The 23,408-nt window shown below is 58.7% G+C and carries 17 protein-coding genes and 1 tRNA gene; 11 read left to right on the forward strand and 7 right to left on the reverse strand.

Annotated features, from left to right (window positions below):
* Positions 1-185 precede the first annotated feature (185 nt).
* The gene (locus tag ACR0NY_RS13570) at positions 186-818 is read left to right on the forward strand and encodes a hypothetical protein (RefSeq protein WP_093963821.1); all 633 of its coding nucleotides are present in this window, start codon (positions 186-188) and stop codon (positions 816-818) included.
* Positions 808-1,938: a hypothetical protein gene (locus tag ACR0NY_RS13575; RefSeq protein WP_170342511.1), complete on the forward strand. Its 1,131-nt coding sequence runs from the start codon at positions 808-810 to the stop codon at positions 1,936-1,938. The genes ACR0NY_RS13570 and ACR0NY_RS13575 overlap by 11 nt, the downstream gene beginning before the upstream one ends.
* A gap of 488 nt (positions 1,939-2,426) precedes the next feature.
* Here the strand turns inward: ACR0NY_RS13575 and ACR0NY_RS13580 are convergent, their stop codons facing one another.
* From ACR0NY_RS13580 to ACR0NY_RS13595, 4 genes are all read right to left on the reverse strand, one after another.
* Positions 2,427-3,719, reverse strand: a complete 1,293-nt coding sequence (locus ACR0NY_RS13580) for an McrC family protein (RefSeq protein ID WP_093963819.1) — start codon at positions 3,717-3,719, stop codon at positions 2,427-2,429.
* Between the two features lie 6 nt (positions 3,720-3,725).
* Entirely contained in the window at positions 3,726-6,134 is a 2,409-nt protein-coding gene (locus ACR0NY_RS13585) for an AAA family ATPase (protein WP_093963818.1), read from the reverse strand.
* Between the two features lie 495 nt (positions 6,135-6,629).
* Positions 6,630-6,773: a hypothetical protein gene (locus ACR0NY_RS13590; protein WP_170368957.1), complete on the reverse strand. Its 144-nt coding sequence runs from the start codon at positions 6,771-6,773 to the stop codon at positions 6,630-6,632.
* A gap of 1,099 nt (positions 6,774-7,872) precedes the next feature.
* Positions 7,873-7,959, reverse strand: a tRNA-Leu gene (locus tag ACR0NY_RS13595).
* Between the two features lie 211 nt (positions 7,960-8,170).
* Between ACR0NY_RS13595 and ACR0NY_RS13600 the strand changes: the two genes are divergently transcribed.
* On the forward strand, positions 8,171-9,154 hold the full coding sequence (locus tag ACR0NY_RS13600; RefSeq protein ID WP_170368956.1) for a complex I NDUFA9 subunit family protein: 984 nt from the start codon (positions 8,171-8,173) through the stop codon (positions 9,152-9,154).
* Here ACR0NY_RS13600 and ACR0NY_RS13605 read toward each other — a convergent pair whose 3' ends face one another.
* A complete protein-coding gene (locus tag ACR0NY_RS13605; protein ID WP_170368955.1) occupies positions 9,155-9,958 on the reverse strand; it encodes an undecaprenyl-diphosphate phosphatase in 804 nt (267 codons plus the stop codon).
* Positions 9,959-10,186: 228 nt separating this feature from the next.
* Between ACR0NY_RS13605 and ACR0NY_RS13610 the strand changes: the two genes are divergently transcribed.
* From ACR0NY_RS13610 to ACR0NY_RS13645, 8 genes are all read left to right on the forward strand, one after another.
* Positions 10,187-11,620 (forward strand): NAD(P)-dependent oxidoreductase, encoded by a 1,434-nt coding sequence (locus ACR0NY_RS13610; RefSeq protein ID WP_170368954.1) that lies wholly within the window; start codon positions 10,187-10,189, stop codon positions 11,618-11,620.
* A 29-nt stretch (positions 11,621-11,649) separates the two neighbouring features.
* Positions 11,650-12,087, forward strand: a complete 438-nt coding sequence (locus tag ACR0NY_RS13615; RefSeq protein ID WP_170368953.1) for a GFA family protein — start codon at positions 11,650-11,652, stop codon at positions 12,085-12,087.
* Positions 12,084-16,616: a glutamate synthase large subunit gene (gltB, locus tag ACR0NY_RS13620; protein WP_170368952.1), complete on the forward strand. Its 4,533-nt coding sequence runs from the start codon at positions 12,084-12,086 to the stop codon at positions 16,614-16,616. The genes ACR0NY_RS13615 and gltB overlap by 4 nt, the downstream gene beginning before the upstream one ends.
* Before the next feature lie 176 nt (positions 16,617-16,792).
* A complete protein-coding gene (locus ACR0NY_RS13625; protein ID WP_170340591.1) occupies positions 16,793-17,710 on the forward strand; it encodes a Hint domain-containing protein in 918 nt (305 codons plus the stop codon).
* Between the two features lie 40 nt (positions 17,711-17,750).
* The gene (gene mtgA / locus ACR0NY_RS13630) at positions 17,751-18,491 is read left to right on the forward strand and encodes a monofunctional biosynthetic peptidoglycan transglycosylase (RefSeq protein WP_170340590.1); all 741 of its coding nucleotides are present in this window, start codon (positions 17,751-17,753) and stop codon (positions 18,489-18,491) included.
* Between the two features lie 59 nt (positions 18,492-18,550).
* Complete coding sequence (gene fzlA / locus ACR0NY_RS13635; protein WP_170368951.1) at positions 18,551-19,216, forward strand: FtsZ-binding protein FzlA; 666 nt, start codon at positions 18,551-18,553, stop codon at positions 19,214-19,216.
* A 75-nt stretch (positions 19,217-19,291) separates the two neighbouring features.
* Positions 19,292-20,329, forward strand: coding sequence for a tRNA epoxyqueuosine(34) reductase QueG (gene queG, locus ACR0NY_RS13640; protein ID WP_170368950.1), 1,038 nt, complete (start codon positions 19,292-19,294; stop codon positions 20,327-20,329).
* Positions 20,330-20,400: 71 nt separating this feature from the next.
* Positions 20,401-22,404 carry a hydantoinase/oxoprolinase family protein gene (locus ACR0NY_RS13645; protein ID WP_170368949.1) on the forward strand — a complete coding sequence of 668 codons (2,004 nt, stop codon included), beginning with the start codon at positions 20,401-20,403 and terminating at the stop codon, positions 22,402-22,404.
* A gap of 3 nt (positions 22,405-22,407) precedes the next feature.
* Here ACR0NY_RS13645 and msrA read toward each other — a convergent pair whose 3' ends face one another.
* Both msrA and msrB read right to left on the reverse strand, forming a co-directional pair.
* Entirely contained in the window at positions 22,408-22,920 is a 513-nt protein-coding gene (msrA, locus tag ACR0NY_RS13650) for a peptide-methionine (S)-S-oxide reductase MsrA (RefSeq protein ID WP_005979692.1), read from the reverse strand.
* Positions 22,917-23,366, reverse strand: a complete 450-nt coding sequence (gene msrB, locus ACR0NY_RS13655) for a peptide-methionine (R)-S-oxide reductase MsrB (RefSeq protein WP_005979690.1) — start codon at positions 23,364-23,366, stop codon at positions 22,917-22,919. The genes msrA and msrB overlap by 4 nt, the downstream gene beginning before the upstream one ends.
* Between the last annotated feature and the right edge of the window lie 42 nt (positions 23,367-23,408).

Consider the following 23,408-nt stretch of genomic DNA (forward strand, 5'->3'; position numbering starts at 1 on the left):
ACATCATATTGAAGAATTGCGGAACCAAAGGCGGCTGAATCTCAACACCCGATTTGGCTTTCTACCATGAGCCAAATACTTGTTGTTTAACGCCAATCGAACAGAGTGGCGGTTCGATTGGCTACAAGTCTGCAAACGAAACCGCTATCTTGCGACCATACCAGCCCGAACAGGACAAAGTTGAAATGACACGAATAGTAAAAGATGAGTGGGGCAACCATCATCTCTTATCTTGGGGCGTGGTCGAAATAACCGCCGAAGCCCGCCAAGCCATGATGGATCGAGCGACTAGCGAGGCGGAGAGGCAACGCGATTGGGATGCGCGAGATGTTGTCTTCTGTGCATATTGTAACCAAGAAGTGTGCGCGCCAAAACCAAAAGACTGGTGGCCGCAAGCGCACGACGGTCAATCAAACCCCAGAAAAATAGCGCATTCTCAGTTGGCAGACTTGTCGAGGGAAGCCGTCAAGAGTGCGCAGCAATTGTATGCTTCGCAAAAAGGCTATTCGCTCCACAATCGAATAGAAGCGCTTTTGTACCTATCATCTTGGGCCGTGGACGTTGCGTTTGAATTGGCAAATTATGGTGCTGACCCCGAGACTTCAGAGGCGGATCGAGAGCGCAAGTACATAATCGAGAGTTTAGTATTTCAGCTAGGACAAGAATCCGTGGGTGAAGTTCGCGAATGGGACATTCACCTCATGTCCAGCTTTTCAAAGGGTAGCATAGTCGATTTTGAAGCTCCCGCTATTGCCAAACAAGAAATTGAGACCCGTCGAAGACGACCTTGGCACAAGGAACACTCCAGTGAAGACTGAACAGCAAAATGCTCAAGAGAGTTGTGACCAAGCACAACGTATGTCGGTCAAATGGGTGGCTCCTAACGAAGGTGACGCCCTTCGACTTAAGCATGGTCATTTGGTTGAGCACTTGCCAGGTGAAGATCCAGAGAAGTATGGACCTCAGTGGGCCACCGGAATGCAAATGTCTTTTTCCGCGTTATGTGTGAATCTGAAAGTTCGTGAGGGTATCAGCATCGCAGGCCATCAATCTGAAAAGATTGTGGATATTCAAGCCAACCGGGAGCTAAAGGCCCTTACGTGGTATCATGAAGGGGAAGTCGTAGATCTTAACGATCCTATTCAGTTAAAAAGCATCGGAGACGAAAGTGTTTTTCGAGGTACAACGGAACGAAATACTGGTTCACTAAGTTGTAAGTGTGTTCTCGGAGACTTTGAACCAAAGATATGCTTTCTTGGAGACGAGAAACCGATCAAGAAAATTTCGCTTGATGTGCGGGTATCTGATCAACCAATAGATGTGGAAGCAGCGGCTTGGCGACAATACGAGACGCCGGTTTACACATTTGCCGCTTTTGAGGCGTCCTCGGAACAATTGAATTTTAGCGTTGAAGTTTCCAACGATAAATTTCAGTGGATTTGCGACAGGCTGAAAAAAAGAAACAAATACCTAATGGTAGACGTGGATTTGGAAAGAGTTCCAGGCTTCTATGGCGATTGCTCACTGCTTCCAAGTGATCGGACAATCAAAGTATTTGAAACAAGGGACAAGATAGAAAACTACAATGATGTCCCTGACGAGTTTTGGCACCAGTTTGACCGAGGTCCGGTTCTGAGTCTTCGGTTCTCAGACGAAGAAGACGCAGAGAGTTACTTAGACTACGATACGGAAGAACTGCGCCTTAGAGCGTTAGTGCATCCTTCGGATGCAATCGACAGCTATCAACTACCTGACCTTGACGAAGCGTCCAATGCCGATCCAAAGCATGGCGAATTAATGAACCGACTGGATCGTATCGAAGGATCGAATTACCAGTTAATCCAAAATATTAGGAACGTTTCCGGACTTTTAGGCCTGATAGCTGTCATTATGCTTGTGTTGGTTGCACTGGCAGTTTGGTTAGCTTTGGGCGGCTAGGGCGTGTTGACAAAAGGGATTCAAACTGGCGCTCCACTATGATTCAAGCTGGTATCTGCTATCGAGACCCGCTTACTCTAAGACTTGATGGGTCATAGCCAATCCCAATGCACATTGAGCCTTCATATGGGCACAGCCAGGCAGTTGGACTTCTCGGCCGTGTCTGACGTCAGAAGTCTAGCGTGTTCTCTTCTAGGCTAGAGCATTTGCAGCAACGCGCTCGATTATTTCTCGCACTACATCAAAACTTGGTGGATATGCATTCAAGCCCTCGCTTTGAGTGTTGAGCCTCGGGGAACGGACAGTAAGCGACCACCCGCTGCCGTCAATTATGGAAGGATCAAAGAATTCACGATCCCATTTGTCGACCTGAAGATCGACTAGTCACCGGATGAGGTCCGCCCATCCCTGATTTTTTTAGGTCAAGATGATTGGCACGGGCGGTGGCCCAGGCATATCAAAAATCTCAAATCTGATGATTTGGCCTTTCAAGAAACCGGGCTCCCTGCATGCTCTTCGGGCGCAATCTGCTCAAACAATTCTCGCCACCGCACTGGTGATCGCCTCTTTGAAATGTCCACTGTCGCAATCGTAAGGGGCAACTCAGAACCCGTCACAGACCATCTGCGCAGGACGCCCTCCGATCTTCTCAAGGCAGCGTGGTGCGGATACAGGAGCACGAGCCGAGGTCTTGCTCCGTTAGCCGCATAACTATGGCCATAGGCAAGCATCTGATAGATGTCGGACTGAGCAATGCCAAGCTTCTGAGTGTCACCAGTATCGAGCTGCTTCCACTTCGTATCGATGATGACCGGCTCGTTTTTGTATTCGATGACAATGTCAGGAATCATGCGGAAGAGTTGGTTGCTCAGCGCATGATGTTTGAAATGCTGTTTATGAACGATACCTCGACCAAGTGTCTGTTGAGCACGCCGAGCAATATAGCGTTCAAACAGGTCGTTCATCGGGAACAATAGTGCTGTCCCGGTCGTGTTTCCCGAAGTTGTGTTTTGCCAGTCACCGCTTAGCAAAAGTCGCGCCAAAGGTATGATGTCTGCAAACGCTGCTGCGCTTCGATCACTCTGAATTAGTTCCGCAAGTGGTCTGTTGGATCGGCCAACGTGCCGGAACGCATCGAGGATTATTTGCAGGAGCCTTTGCGTCTCAGAACTCCTACTGATACCACGCAAGCGCAGCGAGGCTGCTTTCAGTAGACGGTTCAGCGGCGTGTTTTCCGACAGTTCATCGAATTCACAGAAGAGCTTTGTCGGCGCGACAGGTCGCTTAGTTAGCTGTTGCCCGATGTTGATGTTGCCACGCACAAATGGAAGGTCATCCTCGTGCCGCATGTAGTGGCGCTGTAGCCCGCCCTTCATCGCTTTTGTCAGCCTGCGGGCGAAAAGCGCAATAAGTAGTTCCAAAAGGTCTCGTCGCTGCGTCTGAAGCTGTGCCAACTCGCCATCTGAAACCCGAAGATCGTTCACCACGGAAAGCATTCGGATAAGAGCAAGTCGGCTCTCCGACCCAGTGCCATCGATTTTTGGGAGGATTTCCAAAGATCGGCTCTGGAAACTCAAGACACCGCAGACTTGACCCGCCTTGAGCCCTCCAACCACACGATTGAGTACAGCGCCTTCTGCCAGCCTTAGGTCTCTAGCAGCTCGTTCAGCTGTTTTTAGAAATGTCTCGGCCTCATGCTGCCGAAGGCCATCGTCACCAATTGGGAAGACGCCCCACTCGCGCTTGATCAATGTCGACTGATGCTTGGCGGATTGGGCCATAAGTGGTCAGCCCGTCTGCTGCTGCACAGAACTGATCAGTTCCTCATAGGCCTCACGCCCGTATTGACCGAGTTCAAGATAGTTATCGACATATCTAAACCGTTCATCCTCGTAGGCATCATCGACACCGGGTGGGGATGAGATGCGCTCTCTGCGAAGGAAGGCGTTTCCACCTCCGAGAATAGCCCGCACGCGACCGAGGTCCTCGTGAAAGTACTCTCGCAAAAGCGGGATGATCTTGTTAGCGATCACCTCGTCTAGCTGCTCCAAGCTTTCGACGCTCGTGAAGTATCCGTGGCCAATCAGATGATCTGCGCCGAGATACCATTCGAGGCGTTTGTTGATTGCCTCAAGCACGCTGTCCAAACCGATATCTTCAACCACGATGTCGCTAAGAATTTCCGGCTTGGGGGGAAGCTCTTCGAAGCGGAAACGGCGACGGAGGGCAGTGTCGAGCAGTGCAATCGACCGGTCAGCAGTGTTCATTGTCCCAACAATGTGCAGGTTCGGTGGGAGCGTGAAGCGATCCCCCGAATAAGGCAACGTAACAGTCAATTCGTTGAGAGCACTCGCTCGCTTGTCTTCTTCAAGTAGCGTGATCAGTTCGCCTAAGACCTTGGAGATATTGGCCCGGTTGATCTCGTCGATAATCAACACATGGGGAGGGTGCGGGGCATCGGTCGTTGCGGGCTCAAGGTATGCGAGCAGGTTGGGCCAGTTAATCTTGTTGGGAAACAGCTGATAGATCGATTGCTGCGAGAAATTGCTCGCGTATATGTCGTCGACCTCGATGCCACTGTCGTCGTCCGCCTGCCAACGCCATTCAACTTCCCTGCGGTGATGGTAACGAGCATCGGGATCGAATTTGTATGGGCCGGACACGACGCCGACCGCACGAACCCTTTTGTTACCCTGGCTGGCAATGACGATATCACCAGGCCGCATGTTGTTGCGTAGCTGGTTGAGCATCTCGATGTTTGGGTTCTTGCCCGTTGCTTCTTCCTCACCCGGTTCTTCACGCCAACGATCATAGACGGCGTTGTAGCTTCCGAATTTGGGGTCGGACCAGTCGATCTTGCCGCCGTAGCCCAGAGAGACTAAACCCTTTTCATAAGCCTCGGTTCGAATGTCTTCGTCCTCAGGGTCCCATGCTCGACCCAGCGACACCTTGAATATTCGCCGGTCAGAATAATCCGCTTGAGTGTTCGCCTTTGCAGGGCGCTGTCGTGCCCGCTCCGCGATGCGCTTCAGTACCCCTGGACGAGCAACCAGCCTAAACCCTGCCGACTGCACGCCATCCGTATCATCATCGTTGCCAGTTTCGGGCCGGAGTCCCTCGATGAACTCCTCGTAGCTGTAACTCTGATGGAATGTGACAAATTCAATTCGTCGCTCCTGATAGAGTTCGTCATATCGCTTCATGACATCTTCACGTTTCGTAGGGGCATGACCATCGCATATCAAAACTGCCCTCTTCGCGGTTTCATAGGTCTTTCCGGTCCCCGGAGGCCCATAAAGGATTGTATTGAGTGAACGTGAGGCAGGTCGCTTAACGCTACCGTCATCTCCATTTCTGGCATCTGCCTTCTTCGGAGGTGTGACAACAGCGTCCGGAGATGGCTTCCACCGTTCGACGACACCTTCCATATAGAAATCGATGGGTTTGCCCAGTTCGCCTTCGAGGCTTTGCCGAAGCTCTTTCAGCGATTGGTCGATTTCGACGAGATCGCGCTTCCGTACGTCTTTAAGAGGAACGTCCTCAAAGGCCGCAAGGATTGCGTGCTTGTCGCGAGCAGTGCTTATGCGCTCGAAGTCATCTGGGAACAGTAGGTTGGCAAGGATGTGCCTAAACTGCCGGTTTTCGCCATCAGAGACCGAGGTTAGCCAACGAGCGAAGTCCCAAGATGATGACGCAAGCTGTGTTTGTTCCTCCGGGGGTTTCGTCTTGAATTCACGCAATGCGTTGATTGCGAAAACGAACTCACGCCAACGGTGAGTGTTGTATGCTGTGCCTGTGTGCCCGAGGCCGCCCAACGTAGCATCGGAAAGCATCGGCTGGTCTTCTGGGAGAGTTTCTCCAGACCATGACCAAATTAGCTGAACATCTTTCCGTTTCTTGGGTTCTGAGATGCGTGAAGCGAACAGCAGTATGAGCCAGTGAAGCTCTGACATAAGCTGTTTACACTGCGGCGAGCCACCGGAAAGCTGCGCCTCTAGCTTCTCAAAGAAGTCACCTTCTCCCGCGTCCAGGTTCTGGACAAAACGTTCATCGAGCTCGTCGAGGAGCTCTTTGGTCCATAGATTGTTATTAGAAGAGAAGATTGAGCCGTCACCGAGGAGGCAGGTGTCAAGCCAGGTTTCAGCTGCTGCGTAAACGGCTTCTGCGCTTTCTTCATGTGGGTTAAATCGTGCCATTTTTGCTCGCGTTTATTAAGTCAGGAAGCCGAATGAAAACATAAGCATAACGTAAATCGCACGAACATGCACCTTTGCATAGCGCCGTAATAAAGCTGAGTGGTGAGGTGCTCCAAACTTCTTAGACACCTGCCTTTTCCAGTTTGAGCTGTCTTTCCTCGAAACCAACGGGCGACAGCAAGCAGGGTTTGTACGCGCACTCTGACGGAAAGTCCGCTTCCTCATCGAGACAAGGGCGCGGGCGCACTCGCAGAGAATGTCTGGAAACTGCCGTTCGCGTTAATAGCGCCAGAGAAAGACAGGTAACTTTGCCTTGATGATTGTCTAGATTTTCTTGAGCCTAGAGTATCAGCGACATCTTATGGAAAACATCTGTATTCCAGCGGTTTCAAAAGCGAACAAAAACTAAATCTTAGGTCGTCCCCCAATTACTTCGTCTAAAAGAAACCAAATTGTTGAGTTAAGAACACATTTTTCAACGGCCCGTTTTGCCGCCTATTTTTCTCTCGGATCAAAACGACCAGCAGCCTCTTCCGCCTTTAAACCTGCTGCCACAAGCGCCCGGATCGCAGCAGAGCGTCCATAGATCGAATTCTGGTGAGTATACTTTCGAATGAGTGCCAGCTCATCTTCGGTCATTAGTATTTGCAACCTCTTAGGAGGTGTATCTGACAGTTTTTCCATAACGCATAGCTACCACTATACACACTGTGCGTCAAATGTTGACACACCACTCGAATCATCATACACACAATACACACCATGTAATGCTTAAAGTTCAGGAGGCAGCAATGCTCTCAAATCTCCAGACTCAGTTTCATCGAATGCATGAAGTTTGCGTAGTTTTGTACGTATGCAATTTTGTGTTGGAGTATGCGCAGAAAGCGTACGGAATCTAGCAATCCGATCTTCGGCCGAAACGCCGCTAGCACGAACCGGTTTGCCAAAAGTATGCCAATAACCAATACCGCCCAAAAAATGCCAGTAAAATATGGGACTTCAGACTATGTAGGTCCAATCCATCACTGGGGGCATCGAGGTCCAATTTTTGGAGGTCATCGTGGCGTTCCGGAGCGTTTGCCTTATTGAAGGTGCCGGAATGGTAGCCTGCTACCGATATGACGCCGCAAACCATCGACCAAGCCAAAGGCACAAATACCTTAACATTTGATAAACCTGACAAAGTTTAAAACTGGGCACGACAACAATAGAGGCACAGCCCATGCAGGTTTCGATAAAAGACTTAGAAAATTACAAGATCTATGTAGCAAAGGCTATTCAAAGTCGGGCAGACGGTGAATTTTACATACCAATCTTTGAAAGACTTGAGCGAGAAATCAACGACCGGCGTCAAAACCTAGATACGATGTCCAGAATACGAGCTATCGCGAACATGGGTTAGCTTGCAGCCCAAGCTTCCCATTAACTCACCAACATCCTGAATGCCGCTGACGTCTCGTCGGCGGCATTTTTTTTCTTGAAGCTCTCAGCATTAACAAGTGAGTGGCTTCTTTTCATCAATAAGTGCAGAGGTGGGCTTGGAGCATTCCGACCATCTTTGCATCGATTCTGGGCTTTGTTTAGGTAGGAATTTCTGCTTGCCATGTGGCGACAAGGAAACACGCAAAAAGACCCTAGTGTGCTACAAAATGTGATACAGCTGCCGCACGAGAAACTACCTGTTTCTCTAGTAAACTTAACAGAAACAACGGGTTAGTTAAATATTGTACATGAGTTATGGTGCCCAGGAGAGGACTCGAACCTCCACGTCCATACGGACACTAGCACCTGAAGCTAGCGCGTCTACCAATTCCGCCACCTGGGCAGGTGTCGTGGAGGGGCGTTTAAGCCTACTCGCCGAGGGCGTCAACAGGATTCGAACGGAATTTCGAAAGTTTTTTTTCGGCCACCTTCCCGCGGCGCGATCCCGCCGGTTCCGGCAATGTTTTTTGCCTGATGCGCGGCGTTATTGCGCCTTGTTTGCCGGGCTTTGGAGCGGTAGATCGGAACAAGACCTACACAGCAGGAGCCCAACCATGTCCAAACTGGTCACGATTTACGGTGGATCGGGATTCGTCGGCCGCTATATCGCGCGACGCATGGCCAACGAAGGGTGGCGTGTACGGGTGGCGGTCCGCCGTCCGAACGAGGCGATCTTCGTCAAGACCTATGGCGTCGTCGGCCAGGTCGAGCCAATTCTGTGCAATATCCGCGACGATGCCTCGGTGGCCAGTGCGATGCATGGTGCCGATGCGGTCGTCAACTGCGTGGGCGTTCTGAACGAACTGGGCAAGAATGGATTTGGCGCCGTGCAAGACGAAGGCGCGGGCCGCATCGCCCGTCTGGCGGCCGAGCAAGGCATTTCCCGTATGGTCCATATTTCGGCCATCGGTGCTGACGCGAATTCCGACAGCGAATACGCACGCACCAAGGCTGCGGGCGAAGCTGCTGTGCTGACCCATATGCCCGATGCCGTGATCCTGAGGCCCTCGGTGATCTTCGGGACCGAAGATCAGTTCTTCAACCGTTTCGCCGGCATGACCCGTATCTCGCCCTTTCTTCCGATCTTTGGCGCCGACACCCCGTTCCAGCCGGTGTTTGTCGATGATGTGGCGCAGGCCGTGGTCAAGGGCGTGTTGGGTCAGGCCGCACCGGGTGTCTACGAATTGGGTGGACCCGAGGCCAAGACCTTCCGCGAACTGATGCAGCAGATGCTCGAGGTGATCCACCGCCGCCGCATCATCATCGGTCTGCCGTTCTGGGGTGGGCGGATCATGGCCGGGGTTCTGGACATGCTGAAATTCATCAGCTTCCAGCTGTTTCCGAACAACATCCTGACCCGCGACCAGTTGAAGAACCTGCGCCGTGACAATGTGGTGTCCGAAGGAGCGAAAGGTTTCGCCGATCTGGGGATCGAGCCTGCTTCGCTGGAATCGGTTCTGCCGGAATACCTGTGGAAATTCCGCCCGTCGGGTCAGTACGACGACATCCAGAACTCGGCCCGGAACCTGCGCATCTGATCAGCTGTAAGCGACAATCAGCAGGATCGTACCCAGAATCACGCGATAGATCACATATGGCGTGAAGCTGACGCTGCGCAGCAGACGCATCATCAGGCTCAGCGCCAACAGGGCCGAAACAAAGGCGAATACGGCTGCAATGGCGCTGTCCTTGGCCAGCTGAGCGTTGGCCTGCCCGATCACGTCCAGCGACAGCAACACACCCGAGGCGATGATTGTGGGGATCGACATCATCATCGCGATGCGCGCGCCGTCCTCGCGGGTATACCCCAAGTGCCGCGCGCCGGTGATGCAGATCCCCGACCGCGAGGTGCCGGGAATCAGCGCCAGGACCTGCCACAGACCCAAAATAGCCGCGTCTCGCAGCCCCCAATCGGCAGCCTCTTTGGTCTGGGGGCCTTTCTGGTCCATCCAATACAGCAGCAATCCGAAGCCCAGCATCGTCCACCCGATCACTGCCACGGACCGCATCGCGCTGCTGAGGCCGGTCAGGTGCAAGATGGCACCTACGATAACGGTCGGGATGGTGGCTACGATCAACGCCAAGGCCAGTCTAGACTGTGGGGTGTCGATGCGCCCGCGCAAAGCACGTGGCAGGCCCGCAAGGGCCAATTTCACGTCGCTCCAGAAATACAGAACCACCGCGCCCAATGTGCCCACATGCACCGCGACGTCGATGGCCAGCCCCTGGTCTTCCATTCCGGTGAGGCTGGGCAGCAGGATCAGGTGGCCTGATGACGAAATCGGCAGAAACTCGGTGATCCCCTGGATGATCGCCACCAGAATCAGCTGAAAAAAACTCATCTGCCCGCCCGTGTTTGCGCCCGTGTTCTTTGCATTCAAGGCGTATAAGCGCGATCAGCAAAAGGAAAGCCAGGATTTAGGTCCGAAGTGGCCCTAAAAATGCACAGAAAGTCGCCGAAAGAGATCGATCTTTCCGATTTTTTCCAATTTAGGTCAGTACAATTGACTTTTCATCCGAATTGCCTTCGCATAAAGAAATCCGACCAAGCCAATTCATGGAGTCTGACCGTGGCCAAGCAACCGATGCTGAAATTTGTGCAGATCGATCGTGACATGCCTGAAAAGCGCGCCGCAACCGATCGCAGAGCGGACTTTCATGAAATCTATGCCGAATACGCTGCCGAAAAAGCCGCCGAGCAGGCCAGCCGTTGCAGCCAGTGTGGTGTGCCGTACTGTCAGTCGCACTGTCCGCTGCACAACAACATCCCGGACTGGCTGCGCCTGACCGCTACCGGACGGCTGGAAGAAGCCTATCAGACCAGCCAGGCCACCAATACCTTCCCCGAGATTTGCGGACGTATCTGCCCGCAGGACCGCTTGTGCGAAGGCAACTGCGTGATCGAGCAATCGGGCCATGGCACTGTCACCATCGGTGCGGTCGAGAAGTACATTACCGACACCGCGTGGGAAGAAGGCTGGGTCAAACCTGTTGCTCCAACCGCCGAGCGCCCCGAAAGCGTGGGCATCATCGGGGGCGGGCCTGGTGGCCTGGCGGCGGCGGACATGCTGCGCCGGGCCGGGATTCAGGTCACGGTCTATGACCGCTATGACCGCGCGGGCGGGCTGCTGATGTACGGTATTCCGGGCTTCAAGCTGGAAAAGGACGTAGTTCAGCGCCGCAACGACCTGTTGGCCGAGGGCGGCGTCACTTTTGAACTGAACTGTGACGTCGACTCTGCCAAGTTCGCCGAAATCCACGCAAAACACGACGCCGTGATCATTGCGACGGGCGTCTACAAGTCGCGGGATCTGACCATGCCCGGCAGTGGCCTGCCCGGTATCGAAAAGGCAATCGATTTCCTGACTGCTTCGAACCGCAAAAGCTTTGGTGACGAGGTTCCCGAGTTCGACGATGGCCGCCTGAACGCCAAGGGCAAGAAGGTGGTCGTGATCGGCGGCGGCGATACTGCGATGGATTGCGTCCGCACCTCGATCCGTCAGGGTGCGACCTCGGTCAAATGTCTGTATCGCCGCGACCGGGCGAACATGCCGGGTTCACAGCGCGAAACCCAGAACGCCGAAGAAGAGGGCGTGATCTTTGAATGGCTCAGCGCGCCCAAGGGTTTTGTTGGCGATGAGCGGGTCACCGGCGTGATGGTGCAGAAGATGCGCCTGGGCCAGCCCGATGCCACCGGCCGCCAGGCCCCCGAAGTCATCGAAGGCGCAGATTACGTCGAAGAGGCCGATCTGGTCATCAAAGCGCTGGGCTTCGAGCCCGAGGACCTGCCCACCCTGTTCGGCCAGCCCGACCTGCCCGTGACCCGCTGGGGCACCATCAAGGCCGCGTTCGAAACCGGCGAGACCGAGATGGACGGCGTCTATGCCATCGGTGACATCGTGCGCGGTGCTTCGCTGGTGGTCTGGGCGATCCGCGACGGGCGTGACTGCGCGCAGGCCATCATCGACCGGTTCAACAGCAAGGCCGCGCTTGCGGCCGAGTGACACCGCAGCCCAGCGACAGGAGGGACAGGATGCCTGAATTGCAAGGCCAATGCATGTGCGGCGCGGTCACCGTGACCGCGACCCCCGCCCGCGACACGCTGGGCGCCTGCCATTGCGACATGTGCCGCCGCTGGACCAGCAGCGCGCTGGTCACCTTTCCGGCCCAGCCGGGCTATGCGGCGCTGGGGCCGGTCAAGACCTTCACCTCGTCCGACTGGGCCGAACGTGCCTTCTGCGAAGAATGCGGCTCGGCACTGTGGTACCGGATCACCCTGCCGGGCGAGATGCACGGCCAGACACAGATCGCGGCCGGCCTGTTCGACAACGCGGCCGGCAACACGCTGAAACTTGAACTTTACATCGACAAAAAGCCCGAGGGTTACGCGTTCGCAGGTGAACGCCGCCAGATGACCGAAGCCGAGGTCATGGCCATGTACGCCCCGTCGGAAGAAGGAGACAGCCAATGACGAAATATGATGCCGATTGGGTCCGGGCCGAGGAAGCCAAGCGCAAGTGGATGGCCGAAAATGGCCTGTATTCCGAGCAGGAAGAGCATTCCTCGTGCGGGGTCGGTCTGGTGGTTTCGGTTGACGGCAAGAAAAGCCGCAAGGTGGTCGAGGCCGGGATCGATGCGCTCAAGGCGATCTGGCACCGCGGCGCGGTGGATGCCGACGGCAAGACCGGCGACGGCGCGGGCATCCATGTGCAGATCCCGGCCCCCTTCTTCTATGACCAGATCCGCCGCACCGGGCACGAGCCCAAGATGGACGAGCTGATCGCCGTGGGGCAGGTGTTCCTACCGCGCACCGATTTCGGCGCGCAGGAGCGCTGCCGGACCATCGTGGAAACCGAAGTTCTGCGGATGGGCTATTACATCTATGGCTGGCGCCATGTGCCGGTGGACGTGACCTGCCTGGGCGAAAAGGCAAACGCGACCCGGCCCGAGATCGAGCAGATCCTGATCTCGAATTCCAAGGGCGTCGACGAGGACACGTTCGAGCGCGAATTGTACGTCATCCGCCGCCGGATCGAGAAAGCCGCCGCCGCCGCGGGGATTTCGGGTCTGTACCTGGCCTCGCTCAGCTGCCGGTCGATCATCTACAAGGGCATGATGCTGGCCGAGCAGGTCGCCGTGTTCTACCCCGACCTGATGGACGAGCGTTTCGAGTCGGCCTTTGCGATCTATCACCAACGGTATTCGACCAACACCTTCCCGCAATGGTGGCTGGCGCAGCCGTTCCGGATGCTAGCGCATAACGGCGAGATCAACACGCTGAAGGGCAACATCAACTGGATGAAAAGCCACGAGATCCGCATGGCCTCGGCGACCTTTGGCGACTATGCCGAAGACATCAAGCCGATCATCGCGGGCGGGTCTTCGGATTCGGCGGCGCTGGATTCGGTGTTCGAGGTTCTGGTGCGCGCAGGCCGCTCGGCCCCGATGGCCAAGACGATGCTGGTGCCGGAAAGCTGGTCGAAACAGGCGGTGGAACTGCCGCAAGCCTGGCGCGACATGTATTCCTACTGCAACTCGGTGATGGAGCCGTGGGACGGCCCTGCCGCGCTGGCCATGACGGATGGGCGCTGGGTCTGCGCCGGGCTGGACCGCAACGGCCTGCGTCCGATGCGCTATGTGGTCACCGGCGACGGACTGGTGATCGCCGGGTCCGAGGCGGGCATGGTTCCGATCGACGAGGCCAGCGTTGTCGAGAAAGGCGCGCTGGGCCCCGGCCAGATGCTGGCCGTCGACATGAAGAAGGGCAAGCTGTATCGCGACAAGCAGATCAAGGACAAGCTGGCCGCGACGCTGCCGTTCGGGGACTGGGTCAGCAAGATCAACGATCTGGACGAAAAGCTGGCCAAGGTGACTGAAAAGCCGCTGTTCTCGGGTGAAGAGCTGCGCAAGCGCCAGATCGCGGCGGGCTACACGGTCGAAGAGCTGGAGCAGATCCTTGCACCGATGGCCGAGGACGGCAAAGAGGCGATCGCTTCGATGGGCGACGACACGCCTTCGGCGGTTCTGTCCAAACAGTACCGGCCGCTCAGCCATTTCTTCCGCCAGAACTTCAGCCAGGTGACCAACCCGCCCATCGACAGCCTGCGCGAATACCGCGTGATGTCGCTGAAGACGCGGTTCGGCAACCTCAAGAACGTGCTTGACGAGGACAGCAGCCAGACCGAGATCGTTGTGCTGGAAAGCCCCTTTGTCGGCAACGCCCAGTGGGAAGAACTGGTGGCGAATTTCGATGCGCCGCTGGCCGAGATCGACTGTACCTTCGAACCCGGCACCGGCGCGCTGAGCGCCGCGCTGGCGCGCATCCGCTCGGAGGTGGAGGAGGCCGTGCGTTCTGGCGCGGGTCACCTGGTGTTGACCGACCAGTATTCCGGCCCCGGCAAAGTGGCGATGCCGATGATCCTGGCCACCAGCGCGGTGCATTCGCACCTGATCCGTCAGGGTCTGCGGACCTTCTGCTCGCTCAACGTGCGTTCGGCGGAATGCATCGACCCGCATTATTTCGCGGTGCTGATCGGCTGTGGCGCGACCGTGGTCAACGCCTATCTGGCCGAGGATTCGCTGGCCGACCGGATCGAACGCGGCTTGCTCGAAGGCAGCCTGACCGAAAACGTCGCGCGCTACCGCGAGGCGATCGACCAGGGCCTGCTGAAGATCATGGCCAAGATGGGCATTTCGGTGATCTCGTCCTATCGCGGCGGCCTGAATTTCGAGGCCGTGGGCCTGAGCCGCGCCATGGTGGCCGAATATTTCCCCGGCATGACCAGCCGGATCTCGGGCATCGGCGTCACCGGCATTCAGTCCAAAGCCGAAGGAATCCATGCCAAAGGCTGGGAGAGTGGCCTGGACGTTCTGCCCATCGGTGGCTTCTACAAGGCCCGCAAATCGGGTGAGACCCATGCGTGGGAAGCGACCTCGATGCACATGATGCAGATGGCCTGCAACCGCGCCTCTTACGAGCTGTGGAAGCAGTATTCGGCCAAGATGCAGGCCAACCCGCCGATCCATCTGCGCGACCTGATGGATTTCAAACCGCTTGGCAAGCCGATCCCGATCGAGGAGGTCGAGTCGATCACCTCGATCCGCAAGCGGTTCGTCACGCCGGGCATGTCGCTGGGCGCGCTCAGCCCCGAGGCGCACAAGACGCTGAACGTGGCGATGAACCGGATCGGCGCGAAATCCGACTCGGGTGAAGGTGGGGAAGATCCCGCACACTTCGTGCCCGAGCCGAATGGCGACAACCCCTCGGCCAAGATCAAGCAGGTGGCCTCGGGCCGGTTCGGTGTGACCGCCGAATACCTCAACCAGTGCGAAGAGCTGGAAATCAAGGTGGCCCAAGGTGCCAAGCCCGGCGAGGGCGGCCAGCTGCCCGGCATGAAGGTCACCGATCTGATCGCGCGCCTGCGTCACTCGACCAAGGGCGTGACGCTGATCTCGCCGCCGCCGCACCACGACATCTACTCGATCGAGGATCTGGCGCAGCTGATCTATGACCTCAAGCAGATCAACCCGCGCGCCAAGGTGACGGTCAAGCTGGTGGCGTCCTCGGGCGTGGGCACGATCGCCGCCGGGGTGGCCAAGGCCAAGGCCGACATCATCCTGATCTCGGGCCACAATGGCGGCACCGGGGCATCGCCCGCGACCAGCATCAAATATGCCGGCCTGCCGTGGGAGATGGGCCTGACCGAGGCGCACCAGGTTCTGGCGATGAACAACCTGCGCGAGCGGGTGACCCTGCGCACCGATGGCGGTTTGCGCACCGGGCGCGATATCGTCATGGCGGCGATGATGGGGGCCGAGGAATACGGCATCGGCACCGCCGCCCTGATTGCGATGGGCTGCATCATGGTGCGCCAGTGCCAATCGAACACCTGCCCGGTGGGCGTGTGTACGCAGGACGAGAGCCTGCGCGCGAAGTTCACCGGCAATGCCGACAAGGTGGTGAACCTGATCACTTTCTATGCGCAGGAAGTGCGCGAGATTCTGGCCAGCATCGGCGCGCGGTCGCTGGACGAGATCATCGGCCGGGCCGATCTGCTGGCGCAGGTCAGCCGCGGGTCGGCGCATCTGGACGATCTGGACCTGAATCCGCTGCTGATCACCGTCGATGGCGCACAGAACATCGTCTATGACCGTGACAAGCCGCGCAATGCGGTGCCCGATACGCTGGACTCTGAAATCGTGCGCGACGCGGCGCGGTTCCTGAAAGATGGCGAGAAGATGCAGTTGTCTTATGCCGTGCAGAACACGCACCGGACAGTGGGCACCCGCGTGTCCAGCCACATCGTGCAGAATTTCGGAATGCGCAACACGTTCCAGCCGGACCACCTGCATGTCAAGCTGCAGGGCTCGGCCGGTCAGTCGCTGGGCGCCTTCGCCGCGCCGGGGCTCAAACTGGAAGTGTCGGGTGACGCCAACGACTATGTGGGCAAGGGCCTGTCGGGCGGCACCATCGTCGTACGCCCGCCGCAGGTCAGCCCGCTGCAGGCCGACCGGAATACAATCATCGGCAACACGGTCCTGTACGGCGCGACCGACGGGTACCTGTTCGCGGCCGGCCGTGCGGGTGAGCGGTTCGCCGTGCGCAACTCGGGTGCCACCGTGGTGGTCGAGGGCTGCGGCTCGAACGGGTGTGAGTACATGACCGGCGGCGTTGCGGTGATCCTGGGTGACATCGGCGCGAATTTTGGCGCGGGGATGACGGGCGGCATGGCCTATCTGTACGACCCCGAAGGCAAGGCGCAGCTGCTGATGAACATGGAAACCCTGGTGACCTGCCCCGTAACGGTCGAGCATTGGGAGACCCAGCTGAAATCGCTGATAGAACGTCACGCAGCGGAAACCGGCAGCCGCAAGGCCGCCGACATCCTGCAGCACTGGGATGTCGAGCTGTCGAACTTCCTGCAGGTCTGTCCGAAGGAAATGCTGAACAAGCTCAGCCACCCGCTGAGCCACGAGGCAGCGGCGGTTCCGGCCGAGTAAGACTGCCTGTGAAACCTGCCCCGCGTGTTTGAAAAGACACGCGGGGTTTTCGTTTTGTGTCCCCCCGTTTCCGGATTTCTTGAAAAAACATTGTGTGTCGCTAGGCCTGTACACGGAAAGTTTGGAAATTTCGCCAATGCTTCCGCTTGCCACCAATTACGCCTGGGAGTCGTCGCATGCCCACGACCTATCTTGACCAGTTCTTTGCCATGGATCCGGCCAGCCCGCCGGCAACGGGGACCCTTCTGACGGTTGAGAAGTACAATCTGGTCGACCAGAACGACGATGGCGATATCGACAGTTCCGACAATGACTCTGTCAACGGCATCGATGTTACCCGATCCTGGCCGGGCGATACGGTGACGATCAACGTGTCCGGTGTGGGCAACGTCACCTACACGGGAATCACATTCTATCTGGCTGATGGCAGTAGGGTATTCACCCCGACGGACGGTCAGGTGCTGCAAGAGGGGACGCTTGTCTCGACGACTTTCGTCAATACCGAGGGTCCCCTTGTGGTTCCGGGTGAGCTTGGGCCGCCGTGTTTTACCGCCGGAACGATGATAAAGACTCCGGATGGGTTGCGCCGCGTCGAGGATCTGCAGCCCGGTGACCTGGTCACGACGGTCGACAAAGGCGCGCAGGCTCTGATCTGGGTCGGCAGAACCACCGTTGCGGCCGAGGGCAACGCCGCACCCATCCGCTTTGCCGCAGGGGTTCTGGGACTGGACCGTGACACTCTGTTCTCGCCGCAGCACCGGATGCTGATCGACGATTGGCGCGCGGCTTATTTCTACGGCCACCCCGAGGTTTTGATTGCCGCACATTCCCTGGTCAATGGCACGACGGTGACCCCGGTCGAAGGCGGCGAGATCGAGTATTTCCACCTGTTGTTCGACCAGCACGAGATCGTCATCGCCAACGGCGCCAAAAGCGAAAGCTACTATCCCGGTCACGCCGCTACGCGGTCTGACCGGGAAACCCAAGCCGAGCTGTTGCGCCTGTTCCCGCAATTGGGAGTGGTGGAAGATGGTGGTCCGAAAACCGCTCGTCCGGTGGTGCGCCCGCGCGAAGGGCGGCTGATCGCGTCATAATTCCGTTCCAAATACCGGTGCTGCGGCGTATAGCAGGAACATGGCGAAGAAAGCAGCGCGCAAATCCCGCGGTAAGTCCAAAAAGGCAACCCGGTCTCGGAAAACGGAAACGCTCATCGTTCGGATTCGGCGGTGGGTACTGCGTGTCATCGGTGCCCTGGCCGCGGCGTTCGTGGCGCTTGTATTGCTTTACACCGTGGTCAACCCGCCGATCACCCATACGATCTGGTCCGAGTGGCGCCGCCTGGGCAAGGTGGACCGGGAATGGGTCGCGATCGAGGATATGTCTCCGCACATGGCCCGGTCGGTCGTTGCGGCCGAGGATGCGAATTTCTGCCTGCATTGGGGTTTTGACGTGAACGCGATCCGCGATGCGCTTGAAGATGGTGGCAACCGCGGGGCGTCGACCATTTCTCAGCAGGTGGTCAAGAATGTCTTTCTGTGGCAGGGGCGCAGTTGGGTGCGCAAGGCGCTTGAGACCTCCATGACCCCGGTCGTCGAAATCTTCTGGAGCAAGAAGCGCATACTCGAGGTGTATCTGAACGTGGCTGAGACCGGTGAGGGCCTGTTCGGGATCGAGGCGGCCGCCCGGAAGAATTTTGGTGTCAGTTCCGCCCAACTCAGCCCGGTGCAGGCGGCGCGTCTGGCGGCAATCCTTCCGTCACCGCGCAACCGTTCGGTCACGGACCCGTCGGTTTACACCCGCAGACGAGCCGCCGCGATCCGCGATGGAGCGGCCACCATCCGCGCAGATGGTCGCGCAGATTGCTTCGAGGATTGAAACTTCTGCCCGTCAGCGGCTATTGCTGAGCGGTACTCAATTGGTTCGAATGGATCCACATGGCGCGTTTGTTTCACGTTCCCCTGTCCCCCTTTTGTCGAAAAGTTCGCCTGTCCTTGGCGGAAAAGAAGATCGAAGTCGAATTGGTCGAGGAAAAGTACTGGGAAAAATCCCCGGACTTCTTGCGCAGAAACCCTGCGGCCAAGGTCCCGGTTCTGCGGCTGGATGGCCGGGTGATGTCAGAAAGCGCGGCGATCTGCGAATACATCGAAGAAACGCGGCCGGAACCCGCATTGATGCCGAAAACTCCGGAAGCCCGGCTCGAGGTGCGCCGTCTGGTCAGTTGGTTTGATGACAAATTCCACCACGAGGTGACATCCAAGCTGCTGTACGAGCGGGTAAACAAGAAAGTGACCGGTCAGGGCTATCCCGACAGCAAGAACGTCAAGGAAGGCGCGCGGGCGATCAAATTCCATCTGGACTACATGGCTTGGCTGCTGGATCAGCGGCGCTGGCTGGCCGGAGATCAGATGACATTGGCCGATTTTGCCGCTGCCGCGCACCTGTCGTCGCTGGATTACATTTCGGACGTGGACTGGAACCGCAGCCAGGTGGTCAAGGACTGGTACGCCAAGATCAAGTCACGCCCGGCCTTCCGGTCGATCCTGGCGGATCAGGTGCCGGGCTTCCGCCCGCCCGCCCATTACGCCGACCTGGATTTCTGATAGGTTGGGGCAGGGGGCTGTCCGCCCCCTCTTGGCCCGTTCGGCCAATTCACCCCCGAGGATATTTTGGGCCAGATGAACAGCGCGACGGCATTGAAGGACAGGTTGGTGGCGCAGGCCCGGGCCGAAGGGTTCGTGGCGTGCCGGATCTGCCGACCTTGGGACGTGCCGGAAGTGCCTGCGCGGTTGGAGGCCTTTCTGGCGGCGGGCTATCACGGGCAGATGGGCTGGATGGCCGAACGGACCCATTGGCGGGGGGATCCGGCGCAGCTGTGGCCCGAGGCGCGCTCGGTCATCATGCTGGCCGAGAGTTACACGCCGGATCATGATCCGACCGAGGTTCTGGGGCGACCCGATCGCGGGGCGATCTCGGTCTATGCGCAGAACAGGGATTACCACGATCTGGTCAAGAAGCGGCTGAAGCGGCTGGCCCGGTGGCTGATTGCCGAGGCCGGGGGCGAGGTGAAGGTGTTCGTCGATACCGCGCCGGTGCCCGAGAAAGCACTGGGCCATGCGGCCGGGTTGGGGTGGCAGGGCAAACATACCAATCTGGTCAGCCGGGATTGGGGCAATTGGGCCTTTTTAGGGTCTGTTTTCACTACTCTGAACCTGCCAGCGGATCCTCCGGAAGTGGATCATTGCGGGTCGTGTCGGGCCTGTCTGGATGCCTGCCCTACGGATGCCTTCCCGGCGCCCTACCAGCTGGATGCGCGGCGTTGCATTTCCTATCTGACCATCGAGCACAAGGGGCCGGTGGATCAGGAGTTGCGCGGCAAGCTGGGCAATCGCATCTATGGTTGTGATGATTGTCTGGCCGCCTGCCCGTGGAACAAGTTCGCGGTGGCGGCCAGCGACATCCGCTATGCCGCGCGCCAAGACCTGATGGCGCCGCCGCTGGCGGAACTGGCCGGGTTGGACGATGCGGCGTTCCGGGCCAGATTCTCGGGTTCTCCGATCAAGCGGATCGGGCGCGACCGGTTCGTGCGAAACGTTCTGTATGCCATCGGCAATTCCGGGTCGTCGGAGTTGATTCCGGTCGCGCAGGCGTTGATCGAGGATGCCGACCCCACGGTGGCCGACGCGGCGCGCTGGGCGGTCGAACAACTGTCGTGAATGCCGCAAACAGGCTGGACGCGTCGGTTCAAACCGCTACACCCGTGACTGCGAACAGGATGGAGATCCCGATGGCGTTGGCTTTGGGCGTGGATACCGGTGGAACCTACACCGATGCGGTGCTGATCCGAGACGAGGAAGAGGTGATCGCCTCGGCCAAGTCCCTGACCACACGCGAGGATCTGGCGATCGGCGTCGGGCGGGCGATCCGGGCGGTGCTGGACCAGGCGCAGGTCGCGCCCGTTCAGATCTCGATGGCGTCGCTGTCGACGACGCTGGCCACGAACGCGCTGGTCGAGGGGCAGGGCGGGCGCGTTGCGCTGATCTATGTCGGGTTTCGGGACGGCGATCTGGACAGGCATGGGCTGCGCGATGCGCTGAAGGGTGACCCGGCGCTGGTGATCGCGGGCGGGCACAGCCATGCCGGGGCCGAGGCCGCGCCGTTGGATACAGGGGCGTTGACCGAATTTCTGGACCAGCAGTCCGGGATTTCCGGGTTCGCGGTCGCAGCCCAGTTCGCCACGCGCAACCCCGCGCACGAGCTTGAGGTCGCGCGGATCATCGCCGCAAAGACCGGCGCGCCGGTGACCTGCTCGCATCAGTTGTCGGCCAAGTTGAACGGGCCGAAACGTGCGGTGACGGCAGTGCTGAACGCACGTCTGATCGGAATGATCGACCGCCTGATCGGCCGGGCGCAGGATGTTCTGCTCGAGCTGGGCATCGACGCGCCGATGATGGTGGTGCGCGGGGATGGCGCCTTGATGAGCGCCGAGCAGGCGCGGGAGCGGCCGATCGAAACGATTCTCAGCGGTCCGGCGGCCTCGATCGTGGGGGCGCGCTGGCTGACCGGAGTTCAGGACGCACTGGTGTCGGATATCGGAGGGACGACGACCGATGTGGCTCTGATCCGCGACGGAAAGCCGGCGATCGACCCGGCGGGCGCCCGGGTTGGCGGGTTCCGCACCATGGTCGAGGCGGTGGCGATGCGCACCCATGGTCTGGGCGGTGACAGCCAGGTGCATGTGGTGACGGAGGGCCTGCGCGGCGGTGTGTTCCTGGGTCCGCGCCGGGTGCTGCCGGTGTCGCTGATCGCGGCCCAGGCGCCCGGGGTGGTCCATGCCGCGCTGGACGAGCAGTTGCGCGCGACCACGGTGGGCGAGCACGACACCCGTTTCGCCCGCCGCGTGCCCGGCATCCACGCCGAGGGTCTGGGCCCGCGCGAGGCGGGGCTGCTGGAGCGGCTGGGGGACAAGGTTCTGCCCCTGAGCGCCCTGTTGCGCACCCGGATGGAAAACGGTGCTCTGACCCGGCTGGTGGATCGCGGGATCGTTCAGGTTTCGGGGGTGACGCCGTCGGATGCCAGCCACGTTCTGGGGCGCCTGTCCGATTGGGATGCCGATGCCGCGCGCAAGGCGCTGGAGTTGATTGCGCGCCGTCGTGTGGGGTCGGGCGACCGGCTGGCGGGCTCGGCCGATGAACTGGCCGGGATGATCGTGGATCAGTTGACCGAGCAGACCGTTTTAACCTTGTTAGAGACTGCTTTTGCGGAAGAGGCCGAGGCGTTCGGCCTGCCGCCCGAGGATCTGGCGCGCCATGTGCTGACGCGGCGGGGCTTGCGCGGGCATCGCGGTCTGCTGGCGTTGGACACGAGGCTGAACGTGGATGTGGTCGGGCTGGGTGCCTCGGCGCCGAGCTATTACCCGGCGGTCGGCGAGCGGCTGCGCTGCACCATGGTGCTGCCCGACCATGCCGGGGTGGCCAACGCGATCGGGGCCGTCGTGGGGCGGCTGACCATGCGGCGGGCGGGCACGGTGACCGCCCCGTCCGAAGGCCGGTACCGCGTGCATCTGAACGACGGGCCGCAGGATTTCCCCGAACCCGAACCCGCGTTGGACCTGCTGGAGGCCGAACTGCGGCGCGAGACCGAAAGCGCCGTGCGCGAGGCCGGGGCCGAGGATATCCGCGTGATCGTCAACCGCGACATCCGCACCGCCCGGATCGAAGGCAAGGATGTCTTCGTCGAGGCGATGCTTACCGTCGAAGCCAGCGGCCGCCCGCGGGTGGCCGTCGGCTGAACTTTATTCGGCAGCGCTGCTGCGTTTGGGCAGAACCCAGTCCGGGCGCGGAAAGTGGCAGGTATAGCCGTTGGGGATACGCTGAAGGTAGTCCTGATGCTCGGGCTCGGCCTCCCAGAAATCGCCGACGGGTTCGACCTCGGTCACGACCTTGCCGGGCCACAGCCCGCTGGCATCCACATCGGCGATCGTGTCCAGCGCGATCTGTTTCTGCGTTTCGTCGCAGTAATAGATGGCCGAGCGATAGCTCATCCCGATGTCATTGCCCTGACGGTTCACGGTGGTCGGGTCGTGGATCTGGAAAAAGAACTCGAGCAGATCGCGATAGGTGATCTTTGCGGGGTCGAACCAGATCTCGATCCCTTCGGCATGGGTGCCGTGGTTGCGATAGGTCGCGTTGGGCACGTCGCCGCCGGTATATCCGACGCGGGTGCGCAGAACGCCGGGCAGCTTGCGGATCAGGTCCTGCATGCCCCAGAAGCAGCCTCCGGCCAGAACGGCGCGTTGTTCGGTCATTTCGGGTCCTCCACTTGATCGAGGTATTCGCCATAGCCCTCGGCCTCCATGTCGTCACGATGGATGAACCGCAGCGCGGCGGAGTTGATGCAATAGCGTAGCCCACCCTGATCCAGCGGACCATCGGGAAACACATGGCCCAGGTGACTGTCGCCGTGTTTCGAGCGGACCTCGGTCCGGATCATCCCCAGCGAGCGGTCCTCAAGCTCGGTGACGTGGTCATGCACGATGGGTTTGGTGAAACTGGGCCAGCCGCAGCCCGATTCGTATTTGTGGGTCGAGGCGAACAGCGGCTCGCCCGATACGATATCCACGTAAATGCCGGGTTCCTTGTTGTTCAGGTGCTTTCCGGTGCCGGGGCGTTCGGTCCCGTTGCGCTGGGTGACGTGGAATTCCTCGGGCGACAGAGCCGCGACAACCGATGGATCTTTGGTATATTTGGGCATGGGTCCTCCGGCATTGCATACGTTGCCGAGATATTTGGGGTG

This window comes from Ruegeria sp. BJ5, assembly GCF_056537865.1.

What these genes read in the sequence shown, in the direction of transcription:
- ACR0NY_RS13615 (WP_170368953.1), top strand. Translation starts at nt 11,650, where the DNA reads ATGCCTGAATTGCAAGGCCAATGCATGTGCGGCGCGGTCACCGTGACC.
- fzlA (WP_170368951.1), top strand. Translation starts at nt 18,551, where the DNA reads ATGGCGCGTTTGTTTCACGTTCCCCTGTCCCCCTTTTGTCGAAAAGTT.
- ACR0NY_RS13645 (WP_170368949.1), top strand. Translation starts at nt 20,401, where the DNA reads ATGGCGTTGGCTTTGGGCGTGGATACCGGTGGAACCTACACCGATGCG.
- ACR0NY_RS13590 (WP_170368957.1), bottom strand. Translation starts at nt 6,773, where the DNA reads ATGACCGAAGATGAGCTGGCACTCATTCGAAAGTATACTCACCAGAAT.
- gltB (WP_170368952.1), top strand. Translation starts at nt 12,084, where the DNA reads ATGACGAAATATGATGCCGATTGGGTCCGGGCCGAGGAAGCCAAGCGC.
- msrB (WP_005979690.1), bottom strand. Translation starts at nt 23,366, where the DNA reads ATGCCCAAATATACCAAAGATCCATCGGTTGTCGCGGCTCTGTCGCCC.
- ACR0NY_RS13605 (WP_170368955.1), bottom strand. Translation starts at nt 9,958, where the DNA reads ATGAGTTTTTTTCAGCTGATTCTGGTGGCGATCATCCAGGGGATCACC.
- ACR0NY_RS13600 (WP_170368956.1), top strand. Translation starts at nt 8,171, where the DNA reads ATGTCCAAACTGGTCACGATTTACGGTGGATCGGGATTCGTCGGCCGC.
- queG (WP_170368950.1), top strand. Translation starts at nt 19,292, where the DNA reads ATGAACAGCGCGACGGCATTGAAGGACAGGTTGGTGGCGCAGGCCCGG.
- mtgA (WP_170340590.1), top strand. Translation starts at nt 17,751, where the DNA reads ATGGCGAAGAAAGCAGCGCGCAAATCCCGCGGTAAGTCCAAAAAGGCA.
- ACR0NY_RS13580 (WP_093963819.1), bottom strand. Translation starts at nt 3,719, where the DNA reads ATGGCCCAATCCGCCAAGCATCAGTCGACATTGATCAAGCGCGAGTGG.
- msrA (WP_005979692.1), bottom strand. Translation starts at nt 22,920, where the DNA reads ATGACCGAACAACGCGCCGTTCTGGCCGGAGGCTGCTTCTGGGGCATG.
- ACR0NY_RS13625 (WP_170340591.1), top strand. Translation starts at nt 16,793, where the DNA reads ATGCCCACGACCTATCTTGACCAGTTCTTTGCCATGGATCCGGCCAGC.
- ACR0NY_RS13570 (WP_093963821.1), top strand. Translation starts at nt 186, where the DNA reads ATGACACGAATAGTAAAAGATGAGTGGGGCAACCATCATCTCTTATCT.
- ACR0NY_RS13585 (WP_093963818.1), bottom strand. Translation starts at nt 6,134, where the DNA reads ATGGCACGATTTAACCCACATGAAGAAAGCGCAGAAGCCGTTTACGCA.